At 45.3% G+C, this 19,657-nt stretch carries 14 protein-coding genes; 11 read left to right on the forward strand and 3 right to left on the reverse strand.

Features of this window, described 5'->3' with window-relative positions; all coding sequences use genetic code 11:
- The first annotated feature begins 16 nt into the window (after positions 1 to 16).
- Together KJ365_RS05785 and KJ365_RS05790 are read left to right on the forward strand one after the other, a co-directional pair.
- Positions 17 to 4,102, forward strand: a complete 4,086-nt coding sequence (locus KJ365_RS05785; protein ID WP_214450681.1) for a beta-helix domain-containing protein — start codon at positions 17 to 19, stop codon at positions 4,100 to 4,102.
- A gap of 142 nt (positions 4,103 to 4,244) precedes the next feature.
- Entirely contained in the window at positions 4,245 to 6,992 is a 2,748-nt protein-coding gene (locus tag KJ365_RS05790) for a TonB-dependent receptor domain-containing protein (protein ID WP_214451297.1), read from the forward strand.
- A 24-nt stretch (positions 6,993 to 7,016) separates the two neighbouring features.
- Here the strand turns inward: KJ365_RS05790 and KJ365_RS05795 are convergent, their stop codons facing one another.
- Positions 7,017 to 7,598, reverse strand: a complete 582-nt coding sequence (locus KJ365_RS05795; protein ID WP_214450682.1) for a tRNA-uridine aminocarboxypropyltransferase — start codon at positions 7,596 to 7,598, stop codon at positions 7,017 to 7,019.
- A 93-nt stretch (positions 7,599 to 7,691) separates the two neighbouring features.
- Positions 7,692 to 8,426: a hypothetical protein gene (locus tag KJ365_RS05800; RefSeq protein ID WP_250884049.1), complete on the reverse strand. Its 735-nt coding sequence runs from the start codon at positions 8,424 to 8,426 to the stop codon at positions 7,692 to 7,694.
- Between the two features lie 313 nt (positions 8,427 to 8,739).
- Between KJ365_RS05800 and KJ365_RS05805 the strand changes: the two genes are divergently transcribed.
- The 6 genes from KJ365_RS05805 to KJ365_RS05830 all read left to right on the forward strand — a co-directional run bounded on the left by KJ365_RS05805 (position 8,740) and on the right by KJ365_RS05830 (position 13,920).
- On the forward strand, positions 8,740 to 9,501 hold the full coding sequence (locus tag KJ365_RS05805; protein ID WP_214450683.1) for a DUF3450 domain-containing protein: 762 nt from the start codon (positions 8,740 to 8,742) through the stop codon (positions 9,499 to 9,501).
- Positions 9,502 to 9,513: 12 nt separating this feature from the next.
- Entirely contained in the window at positions 9,514 to 10,917 is a 1,404-nt protein-coding gene (locus KJ365_RS05810; RefSeq protein ID WP_214450684.1) for a MotA/TolQ/ExbB proton channel family protein, read from the forward strand.
- Between the two features lie 29 nt (positions 10,918 to 10,946).
- Positions 10,947 to 11,474: a MotA/TolQ/ExbB proton channel family protein gene (locus tag KJ365_RS05815; protein ID WP_214450685.1), complete on the forward strand. Its 528-nt coding sequence runs from the start codon at positions 10,947 to 10,949 to the stop codon at positions 11,472 to 11,474.
- Between the two features lie 62 nt (positions 11,475 to 11,536).
- Positions 11,537 to 11,944 carry an ExbD/TolR family protein gene (locus KJ365_RS05820; protein WP_214450686.1) on the forward strand — a complete coding sequence of 136 codons (408 nt, stop codon included), beginning with the start codon at positions 11,537 to 11,539 and terminating at the stop codon, positions 11,942 to 11,944.
- A gap of 3 nt (positions 11,945 to 11,947) precedes the next feature.
- Positions 11,948 to 12,556, forward strand: a complete 609-nt coding sequence (locus KJ365_RS05825; RefSeq protein WP_214450687.1) for an energy transducer TonB — start codon at positions 11,948 to 11,950, stop codon at positions 12,554 to 12,556.
- Positions 12,557 to 12,561: 5 nt separating this feature from the next.
- Positions 12,562 to 13,920 (forward strand): tetratricopeptide repeat protein, encoded by a 1,359-nt coding sequence (locus KJ365_RS05830; RefSeq protein ID WP_214450688.1) that lies wholly within the window; start codon positions 12,562 to 12,564, stop codon positions 13,918 to 13,920.
- A gap of 60 nt (positions 13,921 to 13,980) precedes the next feature.
- On the opposite strand, the gene KJ365_RS05835 is transcribed toward KJ365_RS05830, so the two are convergent.
- On the reverse strand, positions 13,981 to 15,570 hold the full coding sequence (locus KJ365_RS05835) for an alpha/beta hydrolase-fold protein (protein ID WP_214450689.1): 1,590 nt from the start codon (positions 15,568 to 15,570) through the stop codon (positions 13,981 to 13,983).
- A 139-nt stretch (positions 15,571 to 15,709) separates the two neighbouring features.
- Here KJ365_RS05835 and KJ365_RS05840 point away from each other — a divergent pair, with 139 nt between their 5' ends.
- The 3 genes from KJ365_RS05840 to KJ365_RS05850 all read left to right on the forward strand — a co-directional run bounded on the left by KJ365_RS05840 (position 15,710) and on the right by KJ365_RS05850 (position 19,652).
- Positions 15,710 to 17,560, forward strand: coding sequence for a bifunctional acetyl-CoA hydrolase/transferase family protein/GNAT family N-acetyltransferase (locus KJ365_RS05840; protein WP_214450690.1), 1,851 nt, complete (start codon positions 15,710 to 15,712; stop codon positions 17,558 to 17,560).
- Entirely contained in the window at positions 17,557 to 18,480 is a 924-nt protein-coding gene (locus tag KJ365_RS05845) for a histone deacetylase family protein (RefSeq protein ID WP_214450691.1), read from the forward strand. Before KJ365_RS05840 ends, KJ365_RS05845 begins: the two co-directional genes overlap by 4 nt.
- Positions 18,481 to 18,599: 119 nt before the next feature.
- Positions 18,600 to 19,652, forward strand: coding sequence for an aldo/keto reductase (locus KJ365_RS05850; protein WP_214450692.1), 1,053 nt, complete (start codon positions 18,600 to 18,602; stop codon positions 19,650 to 19,652).
- Positions 19,653 to 19,657 lie beyond the last annotated feature (5 nt).

Genomic DNA, 19,657 nt, shown 5'->3' on the forward strand with positions numbered 1-19,657 from the left:
TGATTGGAGAGCTCGAATGAAATTAAATGGATTATTTAAATCCTCAGTAATCGCAGCGGCTGTTATGCTCGCCGCTTGTGGTGGGGATATTAATATTTCTGAAGGTGACGTGGACAACAGCAGCGTTGTCAACAATCCGCCTGCACCAACTACACCAACGACACCAACGACACCAGATCCAGGCACTCCTTCTGGTCCTGAGTCAGCATTTGCGCAAGGTTTAGCGGTAGACGCGTCAGCAGACTTTCCAACAATCACAGATAAACCGGTTTACAGACTAGCAGAAAACACCACCTTTACCGAAGATGTAACGCTAACAAGCGATGCGCATTGGGTGTTGAATGGTCGCACTGCAGTAGGTGGCGATAACGTTGATTCAGCTACTCTATTTATTGATGCAGGCACCACGATTTTTGGTGAAGCTGGTGAAGACTTTTTAGTTGTTCGTCGCGGCTCTCAAATTGATGCGCAAGGTACAGCAAGCGCACCAATTGTATTTACTTCCGTGCAAGACGTTACGGGTCAAGAGACTGATATTGGTCAATGGGGCGGTTTAGTCTTACTAGGTCGCGCACCCGCAAACTCTTGTGGTGACCAAATTGGTGATACAACGGCTAATGAGCTAGATAACTGTGGCGTAAGCGCAGAAGGCGATGCTGGTCAGTTCGGCGGCACCATAGAAGATGATAACTCTGGTACCCTACGTTATGTAGTTGTTAAACACGCTGGCCGTACTTTAGGTAATGGTGATGAGTTAAACGGTATTTCATTTGCAGGTGTTGGTTCTGATACCACGGTTGAATATATCCAAGTGCATCAAAACCTCGACGACGGTATCGAGTTTTTTGGTGGCACGGTTGATGTTAAATATGTTGTGTTAACCGATATTGGTGATGACAGCTTAGACTGGTCATTCGGTTGGACCGGTAAGGCGCAGTTTGTTTATATTCAACAAAGCGCATCTGATGGCGACAACGCCATTGAAGCAGATAACAGCGAATTTGACGCAGCTGCACGCCCACTGACCAAGCCGGCGATTGCTAACGTAACCATTGTTGGTGCAAATGAAACTAACGGCGTACGTTTAAGAGCGGGTACTGCTGGTAACTTAGCTAACGTTTTGGTGACAGGCCCTGCAGGTTATGCAAATTGCCTTCGCGTAAACGGCGACGAGTCTGCAGCAAACGCTGCTTCTGGCGAGCTAACAATTACAGGTTCGATTATTGCTTGTGAAGACCCAAGCGATAACTTCAATTCTCAAGCCATCGGCTCGGGTGATACTGCTTCGTGGTTTGCAGGTCAAGCAGGTAACCAAGTGCTTACCCCTAATGAGCTTGGTCTTAATGCAGATGGATATACGCCGCAAGTAGGATCTATTCTACTCACTAGCGGAACTAACCCTAGAGACATTCGCACAAGTTTTGATGATGCCCAATATGTAGGTGCGTTTGACGGACAAACAAACTGGACAACGGGCTGGACCGTCGCTGTTAATGGCGGCTTCCCTGGTGACGTGCAAAACGCGTTCGAACAAGGTTTGGCGACAGACGTGTCATCTGAGTTCCCAGAAATTACGGATAAGCCGGTATATCGTTTAGATGAAAACACTACCTTTACTGCAGACGTTACATTCACCAATGACGCACATTGGGCGTTAAATGGACGCACCGCGGTAGGTGGTGACAACGTTGATAACGCTGTTCTATTCATTGAGAACGGAACGATTGTGTTTGGTGAAGAAGGTGAAGATTTCTTAGTGGCTCGCCGCGGTTCAAGAATTGAAGCGCTAGGTACTGCTTCATCGCCAATTACCATGACCTCAGTACAAGACGTAACTGGTCAAGAGACTGACATCGGTCAGTGGGGTGGCTTGGTGTTGCTAGGTAGAGCACCTGCGAACTCATGTGGTGACCAAATTGGTGAAACCACTGCAGCAGAACTTGAAAACTGTGGTGTGAGCGCTGAAGGTGACGCCGGTCAATTTGGCGGTACAGACCCTGAAGATAACTCTGGTACGCTAAACTACGTTGTAGTCAAGCACGCAGGCCGTACCTTAGGTAATGGTGATGAACTCAACGGTATCTCGTTTGCCGGTGTTGGTTCAGGTACAAACGTAAATTACATTCAAGTGCATCAAAACCTTGATGACGGTATTGAGTTCTTTGGTGGTACGGTAAATGTGCGCCACGTAGTATTAACGGATATCGGTGATGACTCGTTTGATTGGTCGTTTGGCTGGACGGGTAACGCTCAGTTCGTTTACATCGTTCAAGACGCATCTAACGGCGATAATGCCTTTGAGTCTGATAACAGTGAATTCGATGCTTCTGCAACGCCACTGACTAACCCAACCGTTGCTAACGTAACAATTCAAGGTGCAGCAGCAACTAACGGCGTGAGATTGCGCGCAGGTACTGCCGGTACTTTGAAAAACTTCCTCATTGTTGGACCTGCTGGATACAGTAACTGTCTGCGCATCAACGATGCCGAAGCACAAGCGAATGCAACTGCTGGACTGTTAAGCGTTACAAATACATTTGTTGCATGTGATGCTGCAGAGAACTTTGGTAACGATTTCACTGAGACACTCTTTACCGGTGAGGCAACTAACCGTGTATTTGCTTCTCCAAGCGACCTAAACCTTGCACCAGACGGCAGAACGCCAGAAGCAACATCGCCAGTGTTTGGCGCAGGTGCTGACTTATCACAAGATAACAGTTACTTCGTCGCAACTGACTATGTAGGTGCGTTTGACGGTACTAACGATTGGACTGCAGGATGGGCATTCGGACTTGACGGCGGTATTCCTAGCGATGTGCAAAATGCATTAGAGCAAGGTATCGCGACTGACGTGTCTGCATCATTCCCAACTATCACTGACAAGCCTGTGTATCAATTAGGGGCTGACACAACGTTTACCGCAGACGTAAGCTTTACCAATGACGCCCATTGGGTATTGAACGGAAGAACGGCTGTGGGTGGCGATAACGTAGACTCTGCGACCTTATACATTCAAGAAGGAACAACGATTTTTGGTCAAGAAGGTGAAGACTTCCTAGTGGCTCGTCGCGGCTCTAAGATTGAAGCGCTCGGTTCGGCAGATGCGCCGATTGTAATGACCTCAGTTCAAGACGTACTAGGTGATGAAACCGCTCAAGGTCAGTGGGGTGGTCTGGTACTGCTAGGACGTGCCCCTGCGAACTCTTGTGGCGACCAGATTGGTGAAACCACTGAGACTGAGTTAAACAACTGTGGCGTTAGCGCTGAAGGTGATGCTGGTCAATTTGGTGGTAATTTGTCAAATGATGACTCAGGTACATTGCGTTATGTTGTGGTTAAGCATGCTGGTCGTACATTGGGCAATGGTGATGAGCTTAACGGTATCTCATTTGCGGGTGTAGGTTCAGGTACGGTCGTAGAGTACATTCATGTTCATCAGAACCTTGATGATGGTATTGAGTTCTTTGGCGGTACAGTGAGTGTTAAATACGTTGTACTTACCGACATAGGTGATGACTCTTTTGACTGGTCATTCGGCTGGACAGGTAACGCACAGTTTGTACTGATTAAGCAAGACGGTACAGGTGATAATGCATTTGAAGCAGATAACAGCGAGTTTGATGCTGCCGCTACACCACTTACTAATCCAAACATTGCAAATGTCACGGTCATTGGTGAAAACGGTGCAAATGGTGTTCGCTTAAGAGCGGGTACTGCGGGTTCACTTTGGAATTTTGTTGTGACAGGTGCTGCAGGATATGCAAATTGTCTTCGCGTAAACGATGCTGAAGCTCAGGCGAATGCAACTGCTGGCTTGTTATTCGTGCGCAACTCGATAATAGCGTGTGAGACATCAAATAACTTCGGCAACGATTTTACTGAAACCTTTTTTACCGACGAGACAACCAACGCGGTACTTGCAGCAGATGCGCTTGGCTTTGCGACAAATGGGTATCAACCTACGTCAAGCTCTACGCTGTTAACCGGTGGTGCTGACCCTTCAACGGTTGACACCTTCTTTGACAGTGTTGACTTTGTTGGTGCAATGGATGCAAATAACGATTGGACTCAAGGTTGGGTGACGGTAGGACTAGATGACTAAGCGTCAACTTCGTCCAACTTATACAAAGTAAATGAGTAAAGTTAGGGCGCTTCGATAGCGCCTTAACTGTTTTAAACAAAAGATGTGTTCTAGGTAGTGGCATGAAGCAATGCACAGAACGCAGCATGGAGTGTTAAAAAAGATGGGTCTCAATCAAAACACCTTGTTGTCTGAAGCAAAAGTAAAAAAATCGCTCATATGCTTGGCGGTCATGTCTTCTTTGATGCTAGGGAACAGCGCTCTTGCACAAACTGAAGAAGACGAAGCCATTGAAGAAGTGGTTACGACTGGTACGCGCTTAAAAGGCAGCGCGACGGCCGTTTTGCAAGAACGTCAAAATCAAGCATTCGTCGCAGATATTTTAGGCGCAGACCAAATATCTCGCACAGGTGACAGTGACGCCGCTGGCGCCCTGCGTCGTGTTACAGGTTTGACTTTGGTAGATGGTAAATTCATTTATGTACGGGGGCTAGGTGAGCGGTATTCAAGTACACAGCTCAATGGTATGGGCGTGCCCAGTCCAGACCCTACTCGCTCAGTTGTACCGCTAGATTTGTTTCCTGCCGATATTATTGAAAGCTTAAGTGTTCAAAAGTCATTCTCTCCTGATATGCCGGCACATTTTGGTGGTGGTAACGTAAACATTCGTACCAAATCTGTACCTAATGGCTTGGTATTTAAACTTTCAGGCAGTGTAGGCAGCAATACTAACAACAGTGATGATGGATTTTTTTACAGCGGCGGCGGCAGTGATTGGAGCGGTCGTGATGACGGCACTCGAGGCTTACCAAGCATCATTTATAATAATTTAGAGCAGGCCCAATCCGATGATGGTATTGAGGGCTCAAGCAGCTTTCCGCTGGATTTAGCGCAGCGTCAAGAGCTGGTCAATTCTATGTTTTGGGATATCGGTCCAGATCCTAAATCTATGGATCCTGATTTTGGTCTTGGCGTAACCTTTGGAAACGTTTACGACATCAGTAACGAAAGCGAGATTGGCTTTCTATCAACCGTGTCATACGACAACAGTTGGAAAGTTGAAGAGCAGTTTAACGGCACCACCTTAGGCACGGTTGGCTGTGGACAGTTACCTGAAAACCGCGTTGCCGATGGTAAATGTTTTGCGCAAAGCTTTGAAGGCACTGCCACTGAGCAAAATGTAAATTGGAGCGGCATGTTCAACATTGGTTATAAGTTTAACAATAACCACCGATTTGATATTACGAATGTATTGCTTCATGACATGCGAGACAGAGTGCGAGTAAGAGACTTTGTCGACGCTAACGAAACGGAATTTGGAACGCGCGAACTAAGCCGCGTAGATATGTTGTTTGAAGAGCGCCGCATGTCATCTAACCAGCTCAAAGGTACCCATAATTTGCCTGAGTTAGATAACTCATATTTTGACTGGTACGTAGGCACTAGCCGCGCAAGCAGACAGCAGCCAGGCAGTTTAGATGTGGTATATCAAATTAATCTCGATGACGGTCAATTTGTTAGTCAGCAGTTACAAGACGTTTCTGCTACAAGTGTTACGCGCGACTGGCAAACCTTGCGCGATACATCTAACTCAGCAGGTTGGAACTTTGGATACCCTATTTTTAAACAAGGTTTAGAGCTTGAATTTAAAGTAGGGGCGGATTTCTTTGAAAAAGCGCGTACAGCCGATAATTTGTCAATTGGCGTGCCGCATCGAGCAATCGCTGACGACTCAACATTTGGCGATCGTATCAATGAAATTTTCTCAAGTGAGAATTTGTTAAGCGATACTTTTTACAATAGCTCTACCGGTGCCGGCATTTTAGAATCTAACGTGGCTGATGGCGATAAGTTTGCTGCGGCGACTAAAATTGATGCTTACTATGCAATGGCGGACGCTTTCATTGATAACACTTGGCGCATAAGCGGCGGTGTTCGTTATGAAGACTTTAGGCAGATTTCTGTTCCGTTTACCGCGCATGCTAATACCTTTTCCATAGAAGGAGAAGAGATTACAGATATTGCGTTCCAAGAAGATGATTTCTTCCCTTCTTTAGCGATCACCTATCTCAAAGGTCAGGATATGCAGTTTAGGTTTAACATTAGCCAAACTGCTATTCGCCCAGATTTACGTGATATCAGCACTACCTTCTTTATTGACCCGTTAACAGAGTTTTTGGTGAGAGGTTCGCCTTTGCTCCAAAGCTCCAAGCTCGACAATGTTGATTTTCGCTGGGAGTGGTACAAAGCGAACGGAAACAACGTCTCAGTTGCGCTTTTCTATAAAGATATTGAAACACCGATTGAGTTAGTTGAATTGGCCACGGTAGGTGGCGCTGCGCCCAACTTGCTGACAGCAAATGGTGAAGAAGGTGAGTTGTATGGTGTGGAAATGGAGTTTCTGCAAGACTTGCAGTTTATCGACGACAACCTATCTAACTTCTACATGACTGGTAACTTAACGCTTTCTGATTCAGAAGTGACCCTTGGCGCCGTGGATGATGACGAGATATCGCTGTTTGAGCTGCAAGTTTTAGATGCTTTGGATGCGACCAGTGCATCTAACATTGTGACAAACAATAAAAGACGTTTAGTCGGTCACTCAGAGTGGGTTGCTAATCTTCAATTGGGTTGGGATTCGTTAAACGGTGAGCATACAGCGACTGTGGTATATAACGCTTTTGGTCCTCGTATAATCGTACCAGGTACTCGTGGAAATCAGGATGCAGAAGAAGAAACGTTTCACTCTCTTGACGTGATTTACACTTATTATCCAAACTTTTCTTCATCGGTTAAGTTAAGTATTAAAAACTTGCTTAACCAAGACAAAGAAATTACCCAAGAAGGTCTTGATTTGTTATTTGAAGAAGAAGGGATCTCATTTGGACTCAGCTACTCTTACGAGTTCTAACATATTGCGATGTGCCGAAGGTAATTACACCTTCGGCCAATGTTTCTGCATATCTGCAAGTAAGCTCATAAAGGGCTTAGGATTTACCCCTTCAACGACTCTGAGCGTTTCGGCTAATGCCTCAAGTGTACTCAAACTATTATTATCTGGCGCTTTGCGAATATGGTACGCAGATGTTTGCTCTGGCTCTATTGCGCATGCCGTTAGGTTGTGTAGCCACGGATTGTTAAGCCATAGCTTCTTCGCTTTTCTCCAGGTAGCATCAAGTAGGATGAGATGATCGCACTGTTTGACGTTTTGCACCTCTGTAAGCTTTGTTGCTTGATCACTCGGATAGATTAAGAGTGTTTTTTTGCTGTGCTTAACTAAGTTTTGAACATCGGTAAAATCATCCGGTGTTAAACCTACATACACCGTTGCATTTTCTAGCATCAGCAAAGCTAAGCGTGCCGTGTTTTTTGCATGCTTACTTTCAATAGGATCTTGCAAAATGCTTATTTTAATGCGAGTTTCGACGCGACTTAATCCGCTGCAAATGCAGGTTTTGAGGGGATATTTGCAACGTTCACAGTAATGACGCTTACCGGTGCTCGAAAAATCGGACATATTGATAATAAGAAAAGAATTTGATGCGCAAGTCTATCACGTGCAGAAGGGCCTTGTAGTTGCTTGTTTTATAGCCACTACAAGGCTTGATGATTAAAAGGATTTGTCGAACCGCAAACCAAAGTTGTGATCGCGCGTACCATTGGTCACGCCAGCTAAATATCTAAATTCATATTTGAAACCGGCAATCGTACCGCCGACCATAGGGCCTATTTGATGGCTCTGGTTATTAAACGAACCAAACTCACCTAATTCGCCATATTCGTTAAACATCTCAACGCCCACCCTTAAACCATTATCTAGCTTCTTACTGATGCTAGCGCGAGTTTCGATTTCTGTGCCACTTGCCGCTCGGTCGCTACCAAACTGCCAAGCGCCAATCAATATTCCTCGAATACGTATGCCGTTGGACAATGACCATTGGTTGGTCCAATTGATGGCAAACTCTTCAGGGTTATCGCTACGGCGTTGGCGAATATCAAAACGCACACCGCTTGACCAAATGCCATCATCGGCTTGCTTTTTAAAGTTGTATAACAGTTCAGCTCTTAAGTACTCGTACTGAAAAGAGCCTCTGTCGCGATATTGCAAAATACCTCGTACGCGAATGCGGTCATTCAGCGCATGTTGATAATGAAAGCGATAGCCCCAGTTGTCGGTATCGCCATCTTCGTCACCGGGTGATAGCGCCAAACGAAGCTGTGCGCTGCGGTCATCGGCGTCTACATTTGGACCATGCACGCCTGATGTATTGGCGGCCAATAATTGAGATGAAAACAAACTGAGCGTTGTTAACGCGATGAGCATTACATTAAATTTTAACTTCAAAATGTATATCCCTTAATTGTGTATAACGAGTAATGTATTGGGGCGTAAAGACTGCATAAACGATGTAAGTTGTCATGAAAGCTACTGTCGTTCTTCTAAAGTGTAGAACTTAAATGGATATTGTGCCTTGCGCTTGAACGGAAATTGTCACGTGACTCTTTCCAGCCAATTGTTACATATTTATGAAAGGATTTCGTTTGAGCTATTCTGTAATAAAACTGTCACAGACTCACCCTATCCTCTGCTCCAATAAATTGCGGAGATTAAGATTATTATTCTCCAAAACCGACCACTTAGATCAGTAGGATTTTGTATGAAGGTGTTTATCCCGATTGCGCTTATGATGTCTATATCATTTGCATTTACGGCGCAAGCTCAAGAAGACCAGTATCTCGAAGGTGCTAAGCAAACTGCCGAGCAAATCAATGAGTCAGCGTCTCAATCACAAGACCGCATTGATGGCATCGCCGGGCAAATTGACAGCAAGTTGCAACAATACAAAACCTTGCTTAAAGAGATTGAAGGTCTTGAGGTATATAACGGTCAGTTAAGAAAACAAATCCAAAATCAACAAGACGAAATGCTCTCTTTAAATGACGCTATAGATGAAGTAAGCGTTATCGAACGTCAAATCACGCCATTGATGATTAATATGATTGATGGCTTAGAGCAGTTCGTTGCCTTAGATATTCCTTTCTTAGAGCAAGAGCGAGCAGACCGCATTGCAGACTTAAAACTAATGATGGACCGCGCTGATGTTGCACCATCTGAGAAGTTTCGTCGGGTGATGGAAGCATTTCAAGTAGAAATGGACTATGGCCGCACAATTGAAGCGTACTCCGGTCTGCATTCTATTGAAGGGCAGCAGCGCGATGTAGAGTTTTTGCGTATTGGGCGTACAGCGCTCCTCTATCAAACGCGCGATGCATCTTTCCAAGGTGTTTGGAATAAACAGACTCGTCAGTGGGAAGAGCTCGACTCGAGTTATCGTACGCAGGTTACTAAAGGCCTTCGCATCGCTAAGAAACAACTTGCACCAGATCTATTAATGGTGCCAGTAGCAATTACTGACTAAGGGATAATACACATGAAATCGTTTTTACATTCATTGGTCAGCAAGGCCGCCATCGTTGCGTTAGTCAGTGTGTTTGCACTTGGTGCTCAAGCGCAAGAAAACGAGCGTGCGATAGATTTAGACGCATTGCTTAAACAGTTAGAAGAAGGCCGCTTTGCGCAGTCTCAACAAAACGAAGCACGCGAGCGGGAATTTATGGCTCAGCGCGCAGAGCAAGACCGCATCTTGCGCGAAACAATTCAAAGACGCGATGCGCTTCTAGCCCAGTCAGAGCAGCTTGAAACGAATTTTGAAGAAAATGAATTTAAGCTTGCAGATTTAAGCGGTGCACTTGACACGCGTCTAGGCTCTCTTAAAGAGTTATTTGGTGTGTTACAGCAAGTAGCGGGAGATACCAAAAACAAATTCTATAATTCAGTTATCTCAGCGCAGATTCCAGACAGAGCAGTCTTTTTAGATGAGATGGCGCAATCTATGGGGTCGTCATCCAAACTGGCGTCTATTGAAGAAATAGAGCGCGTTTGGTTCGAAATTCAGCGTGAAATGACCGAATCAGGCAAAGTCACTCGCTTCACTACCGACGTGGTAGAAGCTGGCGGTCAAAAAGTATCAAAAGAAGTTGTAAGAGTAGGACCGTTTGCGTTGGTTGCTGATGGCAAATACTTAGAATTTAATGGTGTTACAGGCACGGTGTCAGAGCTAATTCGCCAGCCTCAAGGCCGTTTCCTTGATACCGTCGAAGCGGTTGAAGCATCAGACGGTGGCATCGTACGTTTTGGGTTGGACCCTACCGGGGGGTCCATCCTAGGTTTGTTAGTACAAGCACCGAGTTTAAAAGAGCGTGTTGAGCAAGGTGGCTTAGTAGGTTACATCATCTTAATTGTTGGTGCGATTGGTTTAGCACTGGCACTCGAAAGGTTCTTTAGTCTTGCTGTGATTCGCGCAAAAGTGAACCGTCAGCTCAAGTCAGATACGTTTAAAGACAACAACCCTCTTGGCCGCATAATGATGGTCAAAGATAAGTACCCTAATGCCGACACTGAATCGTTAGAGCTGCATTTAACCGAGGCCATTTTGGGTGAAGTGCCAAAGTTGAGCCGCTTCTTGACCATTATTAAAATCATTTCGGTGGTTGCACCGCTAATGGGTCTATTAGGAACGGTTACCGGTATGATTAATACCTTCCAAGCAATCACCTTGTTTGGTACGGGTGACCCGAAATTGATGGCCGGCGGTATCTCTCAAGCCTTGGTAACCACAGTGCTAGGATTGGTTGTCGCCATCCCTACCACCTTATTGTATGCGATGCTAAATACGCGCAGTAAAAACATTGTTTATATTCTTCAAGAGCAAGCATCTGGCGTGATTGCAGAGCGTGCTGAAAAAACCACTCAAGCAAGCGCAGTAAAGTCATAGCCGACGTTTTGGGCAAATTGGAGAGCTAAATGATTGAGTTTTTTGAAGCGATACGCGATTTTACAGAAACGGGTGGCCAAGTTCTCTTGGTCATCGGTGTCCTGATTTTTGCGATGTGGCTTTTGATCCTTGAGCGGGTTTTTTATATTAATTTTACCCATAAAAAGCTCAGGAAAGAGGTTGCTCAGCAGTGGATGGCGCGCACCGACCGCTCGTCTTGGTTCGCAGAACAAATTAGACAAGCTCATGTGTCACGGTTATCTATAAAGTTAAACGGCACTATTCCTATCATTCAAGCGCTCGTTGCGTTATGTCCTTTATTAGGATTGATGGGCACAGTGACGGGGATGATTGAAGTGTTTGACGTAATGGCAATATCTGGCTCAGGCAATGCTCGCTCTATGGCGTCTGGTGTATCTAAGGCAACCATTCCTACTATGGCTGGGATGGTAGGAGCGTTATCGGGTGTATTTGCATCGGCTTATCTTACTCGGACATCAAAAGCAGAGCGAACGCACCTTGAAGAGGCCTTGCCGCTCAAGCGTGATATTCAATAATTTATTTATTGTGTGATGAAGGTCCACCGGCCTCTCATTGTGCAAATTAGGATGAGAAAGACATGAAACAGCATTTTCAAAACTTGGTAGACGAAGAAGAAGCAAATATCGATATGACGCCGATGCTTGACGTCGTATTTATCATGTTGATTTTCTTCATTGTGACAGCCTCTTTTGTAAAAGAAGCGGGTATTGATGTGAATCGTCCAGATGCTTCCACGGCGGTAAATAAAGATCGTGCGAGCATTTTAGTCGCTATTAGCGAAAACGACGAAATTTGGATAAACAAACGCCGCGTAGATGTACGCGCAGTTCAAGCAAACATTGAGCGCCTGCATGCTGAAAACCCACAAGGCACCGTAGTGATTCAAGCAGACAAGAAAGCGACCACCGACGCATTGATTAAAGTCATGGATGCATCACGCGCTGCGGGCATTATGGATGTATCAATCGCAGCCCAAGAGCCATAAATCATGTTTAGAATTGTTGTTGCCTTTGTACTTGCGGGTATCATCACTTTAGGACTGTTCTTTTTAATGCAGTCGCTAATTCAAAGTGGTGGTAGTGCGTTGACTGAACCTCCTCGCGGCAGCGTCCTTGATTTTGTGCGCGTTAAGCAAGACGAGCAAATTGAACAAAAAGAGCGCAAGCCCGAAAAGCCACCTAAACCTCAAGAGCCACCCCCGCAAATGGAAGCGCCTCCCATGGAAGCGTCTACCCCTGACGGTCAAGCCGGCGGAATGGATTTTAGTGCCGATGTAGGCGCTGATGTTGCACTTGATGGTGGTTTAGCATTGCAATCGGGTGATGGCGAGTATGTGCCCATTACTAAAGTAGCCGCGGTCTATCCAAGAAGAGCGCTACAACGCGGTATTCAAGGCTATGTGATCGTTGAGTTTACGGTGACCAAAACAGGTGGGGTAAGAGACCCATTTGTGGTGGAATCTGAGCCAGAAGGCATATTTGAGCAAGCCGCGATGGATGCGGTACTAAAGTTTAAATATAAACCACGGGTTATCAACGGTGAACCGACAGAAGTGGCAGGCGTCCAAAACCGTGTAACGTTTGAAATTGATGGGTAATGTCGATGCGTAATGTTCAATTTTTATCCTCAAAACTGATGTCGGCATGTTGCCTGTCGCTAAGTATTTTAGTGGCTGGCATTACAAGCTCCAGCGCAGTAATAGCCACAGGCTTATTTGCTTCTTCTGCGGTCCAAGCACAAACTCAGGGGACCTTAGGTGAACGTCAAACCCGTCGTACTCCTGCCTTAAGAGCAAACGTTTACGACCAACTTGCCCGAGCGCAGGAACAAGGCGATGCGGGAAATGTTGAAGAAGCCATTGCGATTCTAGATGTAGTGCAATCTAAAGCGGATAGTATGAATAGCTATGAGCGCGCCATGATGCACAATTTCTACGGCTTTATTTATTATAATGAAGAGCGTTATGACGAGACCATCGCTGCCTTTGAACGCGCCATTGCAGAACAACCCATACCTGAAAGCTTTGAAAAAACGACCGTATTTAGTTTAGCGCAACTTGCGATGATGCAGTCACAGTACGACAAAGTGATTAATTATCTTGAGCGCTGGGAGTCATTAAATGATGGTCGCATCCCCCCCAGAAATTATGTGTTAAAAGCACAAGCGTCTTATCAAAATAAAGCCTATGAAGATGCCGCGCAGTATATCGAAGCAGCCATCGTTGGCCATGAAGAAGATGGCTATTTGCCTGACGAAAACTGGTTGGTATTACAGCGCGCAATTTACTTTGAGTTAAAGCAACCTGAGAAAGTCAAAGACATCATTGCAAAGCTTATTCGCCTTTACGACGAACCTAAGTATTGGATCCAGCTTGCGGGCATGTATGGCGAGCTTGAAATGGAAAAGCAGCAACTTGCCACCATGGAAATTGCTTATCAACGCGGGTTTATTACCTCAGCGTCAGATACGTTTAATTTGGCCCAGCTTTATTTTTATCATGGCGTTCCCTACAAAGGCGCGAAGCTGATGGAAGATGCCCTTGCCTCTGGCGTACTTGTAGAAAACTTGCGTAATTTGAAGTTTTTAGGGCAATCCTGGCAAGCGGCTAAAGAAGATGAGAAAGCGGTGCCGGTCATGCAGCAGGCGGCTACGTTATCGGATGATGGTGAGATTGATGCACAGCTAGCACTTTTGTACTTTAACTTAGATGACTTTGATAACGCCATTGAATCGGCAAACACTGCTATTGAGAAAGGGGATTTAGACAACCCCGGCAATACGCATATGGTGTTAGGCCTAGCGTTATACAACAAGCGTCAATTTGCCTTGGCATTAAATGAACTGGCTAAAGCTGAAGAGTTCTCGAGTAGCAGAGGCGCTGCGCGTCAGTGGGCGAGATTCGTTGAGCGCGAAAAGACTAACTTTGAAGCAATGCAGGCGATTGAAACCGCGTCAGAGTAAACAGTAAAATAGTAGAAAGCCTAGTGAGCAAACCTTGATTGTTCGCTAGGCTTTTTGCGTTTATTCGGGGCGAGTCGACTCATACCGCTTATGCATTTTCGATATTGTTGATTGGAGCATATCCACCTGATTGTAATCACAATGCCCAACACCGCGTTTCCAAGTAAATTCTGCATCCGATACCGGCTCTTGGCGCGCATTTAACATCTCTTCGTAGAGATACATGGCATTGTTTAGATAGAAGTTATCCATATCGCCCATCCAAATATGCAGCTTTCCTTGAAGTTTAGGCCCAAGGGTCTGCCAGTTGTCTTCAGTGTATTTGCGTAAATCAAATTTTTGCCATTGCTCGGCGACTTCTTTGTCAATCTTTCCTGTTACTGGATCCCAAATAGTCGAAGGGCTTCCATCCGCATTGCGTGGCCCATACACCGCATTCCAACCGCCCCATTGGCCGCCAGAATAGGCAAAGCTGTTGTGCTTGCCCATGACGTTTTCCATCATGATTTCGTGCTTTATAGAAAAAATAATTTCCCCATCTTTGGCTCGATAAGAAGGTCTTTGTGAGCCATGCTCGTTTACATAGGCATTCTCATCTTCATATATGTCTACCAGTTGAAAATAGCGAAAATCTACGCCATCGGCGCTAAATGACCAAGCACCGTTAAATGTGTCTGGATAATATAACTGCATAGCTAAGCTTACCCAACCGCCAGTTGAGCAACCGCTAACGAAACGGCCTTCCATTTGTGGGTATAGGTTAAACTTTTGCTCTAAAAATGGGATAAGTTCATTGATGGTCGCTTCGCCATAGGGGCCGTTATTAGCAGAGTCCATTTGATACGAATCACCAAACGGCGCTTGTGAATCTAGAAAAACAATCACCATTTGCGGCGTGTCATCGGCAAACCAATACTCTTTAAAGGCATCATTTTCCATCAACGACAATGCTCTAGTATATTTTGAATGGTATCCGCCCACGCTATAAAATACAGGGAACTTTTTCAGAGGATTTGCTGAGTATTGTGCCGGTAACAACACCGCTGCTCGTATATGCATATCTTGTTGCCAATGCGCGGATACTAAGTCACTTTTCATTTTCACGAAGCGCAAATGCTCGGTATCTTCCGGTAGTGTTTCAGCAGGTATTTGTTCGGTGAGTTCAAATGCTAGTTGAATAGGCTCACCTGCGTTAACAACGATGCTTTGGACTTTTGAGAAATAGTTAAGCGGTGAATTCATTCTTCCGTCAAGAAAGTCGGTGTCGTAGAGTGCCTGCACACTGTAAGTTCCCGCAGGTAAGTCTGAGAGTGCATGTTCAAATCCAAGCACCTCATCGGCAACATTGACAATGGTATTATCAAGCTGTTGCAAATCAGTGGCGAACATTGGCTCCACGCCTTGTGTCGGCCAAGCAGAATAAAAGCGAGGTTCGTCGGTATCATCTTGATTAAACACAATATACAGACGACCGGATTTATTAATAGCCGTTGGCGCACTGACTTTTAATTCATGAGCCGGCGTTTGTGCAACAGCGTTAGACATCATGAAGATGAATGATATATAGAGCAAAGCATTAATACTTATAAAAACATATCGCCCCCAAGTTGTGACTGATGTATTGGTATTGAGTGAATAAAGCCTATCCATAACATTCCCTTAACGTATTGTTCTTAATAGATAATAAATTGCTTCAATTTGGACTAAAGGATTAGTGCCAGATCAATGTATTGATTGAAAATTGTTGGTAATCTAAGGTTAAGCGTAAGGCACAATATAGGCAAACACAATGCAATCCGTAAAATCGCAATTTACCAATACCGTAGATTGGGATGCGTTAATCAAATCAGGCAACAGGCTTTTTATTGGCTCCAATGCTGCGGTGCCAAATGCACTAATTGATAGTTTGATTGTTGATGGTAAAGAGATTAAAGATCTTGAGCTATGCCATATCGTGACAATTTCGGACAATAAATGGGCATTAGAAGAATATAAACGGCGCTTTAAGGTCAATACATTCTTCATACATGGTGAGGCCATTCGCCGTGCGGTGGACGAGGGGCGAGCTGACTATACACCGTGCTTTTTATCTGAGATTTCAAGCCTGTTTACCAACGAAACGCTACCCCTTGATGCCGCCCTTATTATGGTGTCACCCCCTGACTCTCTTGGATATTGCTCCCTTGGCGTGTCAGTCGATATTGTCATGTCTGCTGCTCGCAGCGCAAAGCATGTGATTGCGCAAATTAACCCAAAGATGCCGCGCACCGCAGGCCATTCATTCTTGCACATGAGTGAGTTTAGTGCGTGCGTAGAACATGCCCAAGACATTCCAGAAGTCAAAGTTGCCGGCACGTCTTCGATTACCGATCGTATAGGTCAGTATGTAGCCATGTTGGTTGAAGACGGGGCTACTCTTCAATTAGGCATTGGCAAAGTGCCAGATGCGGTCACGCGGTATCTGCATAATCATAAAAACCTTGGGATTCACTCAGAGATGATCAGCGATGGGGTGATGGAGTTAATGCAAAAAGGCGTAGCGACTAATCGTGCTAAAACCTTCCATCCTAGTAAAACTGTCACGAGTTTTTGTGTGGGCAGCAAACGACTTTATGAGTTTGTACACAATAATCCGCATGTTGAATTTTACCCCAGCAGTTATGTGAACAAGCCTGAAAATATCGCTAAAAATGACAAAATGGTATCCATTAATAGTGCGTTGGAAGTGGATTTAAGCGGCCAGGTTGTCGCAGACTCTATTGGCTACAAGTTTTATAGCGGTATTGGTGGTCAGGTTGATTTTGTGATGGGGGCGTCAAAGAGTGCGGGTGGGAAATCGATTATTGCCTTGCCCTCAACGGCGAGAAATGGCGAGGTCTCGCGTATTGTAGCGAATATAACCCAAGGCGCTGGAGTAGTGACTTCAAGAGGAAATGTGCATTACGTCGTGACTGAATTTGGTATAGCAAGTTTAAAAGGCAAAAGTGTACGAGAGCGAGCTCTTGAACTTATTCGTGTTGCTCACCCTAAGTTTAGAGACGGTTTGTTAAACAGCATCAGGGAGCATGCATGGGCTCCAGACTATCAAAAACCATTTTCAACGGATATTCCAGAACTCGGTGATGTTCAATTAAGGCGACTGAAGATTCAAGGAGAAACTTTTTACTTACGTGCGCTTAACCCCGCCGATGAGCGACGTTTGCAAGAATTTTTCTATTCTCATACCAAAGAAACCGTGCGTATGCGGTACAACTACATTCCCCAAGCCATGACCCGTGAAAAATCGTGTGATTTAGTTAGCGTTGACCAAAGTAAAGATTTGGCCCTAACTATTGTTCGTCAAGATGGGTCGCGCCACATCATTGAAGCGGTAGGGCGTTACTACTTGTATCCTGAAAACAACAGCTGCGAAGTTGCCTTTGTTACTCGTGAAAACCACCAGGGCAAGGGAATGGCGAAAATTTTGCTGTCTCAAATGATTGAAATAGCAACAGCGAGAGGATTGAGTAAGATGTTTGCCATGGTGAAACCTAACAATCAAGCCATGATTGCGGTGTTTGAACACTTCGAATTCAAGCGTGTATTTAATCCCGACCCAGGTGAAATTGAGTTGATTCGTCACCTTAAGGAAAAACCATGACCATTACGATTGTAGGCAGTCCTGCTTGTGCTTTACATAATGCAGACCCAGAGCACCCTGAACATCCAGCGAGAATGCATTCGATTAATGATCAGATTGTCTCTTCGGGGCTTGAGTTGGTGGTGCGATTTGCAGATGCTCATCCTGCACATTTTGATGATCTCTTACTTGCACATGATAAAGCGTTTGTACAACGGGTATTTGACCTTGCGCCGAGTGAAAAGGGCGATCGCGTGTGGATTGATGATGACACCATTATGATGGAGCATACGCTCAAAGCTGCTTTACATAGCGCGGGAGCGGGCATTACCGCGGTAGATATGGTGATGGCTAACGAGACGCAAAGTGCATTTTGTTTGGTGCGTCCGCCGGGGCATCACGCAGGGCGTTCAACGTCCGCAGGATTTTGTCTGTTCAACAATATTGCAATTGCGGCCTTGCACGCACTAGAACATAGAGGATTGGAGCGCGTTGTGATCTTGGACTTTGATGTGCACCACGGCGATGGCACAGAAAATATTTTTCAAGACGATGAGCGCGTATTGTTTTGCTCATCATTCCAACATCCTTTTTACCCGTTCAATGGAGACCAGCCAACCCGCGATGGCATTCTTAATGTTCCAATTCCCGCTGGTACCAAAGGAAGTGAATATAGGGAGTTAGTGAATCACTGGTGGCAGGCAATCGATGACTTTAAACCACAATTGATATTTGTCTCCGCCGGGTTTGATGCCCATGCCCAAGACGACTTGGCGCATTTACGTTTAGTTGAAAACGATTATGTTTGGTTAACTGAACATATAAAGGCCGCCGCAGATAAGCATTGCAACGGGCATATTATCTCTATGCTAGAAGGAGGTTATGAACTGAAATCGCTAAGCCGCAGCGCTGTGGCGCATGTGAAGGCCTTGTTAGGATAATATTTAGTACTTTTTAGCTTCTATTGCGTATTACCAAGCCATAAATTTATTTGCAAAGTGGCGCTGCCTTGCTCAGACTTACGGGCAGTGGGATTTTGGTGCAAAGTGAAAGGAAAAATATGCGATTTTCGCCTTTAGGCCGTTCCGGTTTATCTGTTTCAAGAGTGTGTTTGGGTAGCATGACTTGGGGAATTCAAAATACCCAAGCCGATGCTGACGAACAAATTGCTTACGCTATCGAGCGGGGCGTAAATTTCATCGATACTGCTGAAATGTATCCGGTCCCACCAAACAAAGAAACTTATGGTGACACCGAGCGCGTCATTGGGGATTGGTTATCGCGACATCCTCGGATGCGAGAAAAACTGATCATCGCCACTAAAATCGTCGGCCCTGGCTTTGGCTATATTCGCGACGGCTCGATGATTTCTGAAGAAACGATTCCTGTTGCCATTGATGCGTCGCTTGCTCGCTTGCAAACCGATTACATCGATGTGTATCAGCTGCATTGGCCGAATCGTTTGTCTCCCCATTTTGGGAAACACTGGCCTAACAGTGTTAAACCTAGTAAAACCGATGTGGCAAAAGAGCGAGCTCGCATGCGCAAAATTGTCATCGCGCTAGGAGAGGCCATCAGTGCTGGTAAAATAAGACATTGGGGTCTTTCAGACGATACTCCGTGGGGCATTCATACCTACCTTTCGTTATGCGATGAGCTAGGCGTGCCGCGTCCTGTATCGATTCAAAATGAGTTTAACCTCGTTCATTTAAAAGACTGGCCATTTTTGATTGAAACCTGTTCCTTTGAAGATGTGGCCTATTTACCATGGTCGCCACTTGCGAGTGGCATGTTATCGGGTAAATATCGTAATGGTGCTCGCCCTGATGGCAGTCGCTGGACGTTAGTGCAACGACAGGGCTTGTTTAGAGATACCGAGCTATCAAGACAGGCAGTTGAAGATTATTGCCAAATTGCGGATAAATACGATGTCACGCCAAGCCAGTTGGCGTTAGCATGGTGCGATCAGGTTGATGGCGTTAGCTCCACCATTATTGGTGCAACAACCATGGCGCAGTTAAAAGAAAATATGGACGCGTTTGACCTGACGCTACCAAAAGCATGTCTTGATGACGTCGCCAACGTAATAAAGCGTTACCCTGCACCCTTTTAAGGTAT

This window comes from Glaciecola sp. XM2, assembly GCF_018595715.1.
Lineage (GTDB): Bacteria > Pseudomonadota > Gammaproteobacteria > Enterobacterales > Alteromonadaceae > Glaciecola.

Bases quoted from the DNA above. Each gene is read 5' to 3' on its own strand.
- KJ365_RS05805 (WP_214450683.1), top strand. From the start codon at position 8,740: ATGAAGGTGTTTATCCCGATTGCGCTTATGATGTCTATATCATTTGCA.
- KJ365_RS05815 (WP_214450685.1), top strand. From the start codon at position 10,947: ATGATTGAGTTTTTTGAAGCGATACGCGATTTTACAGAAACGGGTGGC.
- KJ365_RS05850 (WP_214450692.1), top strand. From the start codon at position 18,600: ATGCGATTTTCGCCTTTAGGCCGTTCCGGTTTATCTGTTTCAAGAGTG.
- KJ365_RS05820 (WP_214450686.1), top strand. From the start codon at position 11,537: ATGAAACAGCATTTTCAAAACTTGGTAGACGAAGAAGAAGCAAATATC.
- KJ365_RS05790 (WP_214451297.1), top strand. From the start codon at position 4,245: ATGGGTCTCAATCAAAACACCTTGTTGTCTGAAGCAAAAGTAAAAAAA.
- KJ365_RS05785 (WP_214450681.1), top strand. From the start codon at position 17: ATGAAATTAAATGGATTATTTAAATCCTCAGTAATCGCAGCGGCTGTT.
- KJ365_RS05810 (WP_214450684.1), top strand. From the start codon at position 9,514: ATGAAATCGTTTTTACATTCATTGGTCAGCAAGGCCGCCATCGTTGCG.
- KJ365_RS05835 (WP_214450689.1), bottom strand. From the start codon at position 15,570: ATGGATAGGCTTTATTCACTCAATACCAATACATCAGTCACAACTTGG.
- KJ365_RS05830 (WP_214450688.1), top strand. From the start codon at position 12,562: ATGCGTAATGTTCAATTTTTATCCTCAAAACTGATGTCGGCATGTTGC.
- KJ365_RS05845 (WP_214450691.1), top strand. From the start codon at position 17,557: ATGACCATTACGATTGTAGGCAGTCCTGCTTGTGCTTTACATAATGCA.
- KJ365_RS05840 (WP_214450690.1), top strand. From the start codon at position 15,710: ATGCAATCCGTAAAATCGCAATTTACCAATACCGTAGATTGGGATGCG.
- KJ365_RS05825 (WP_214450687.1), top strand. From the start codon at position 11,948: ATGTTTAGAATTGTTGTTGCCTTTGTACTTGCGGGTATCATCACTTTA.
- KJ365_RS05795 (WP_214450682.1), bottom strand. From the start codon at position 7,598: ATGTCCGATTTTTCGAGCACCGGTAAGCGTCATTACTGTGAACGTTGC.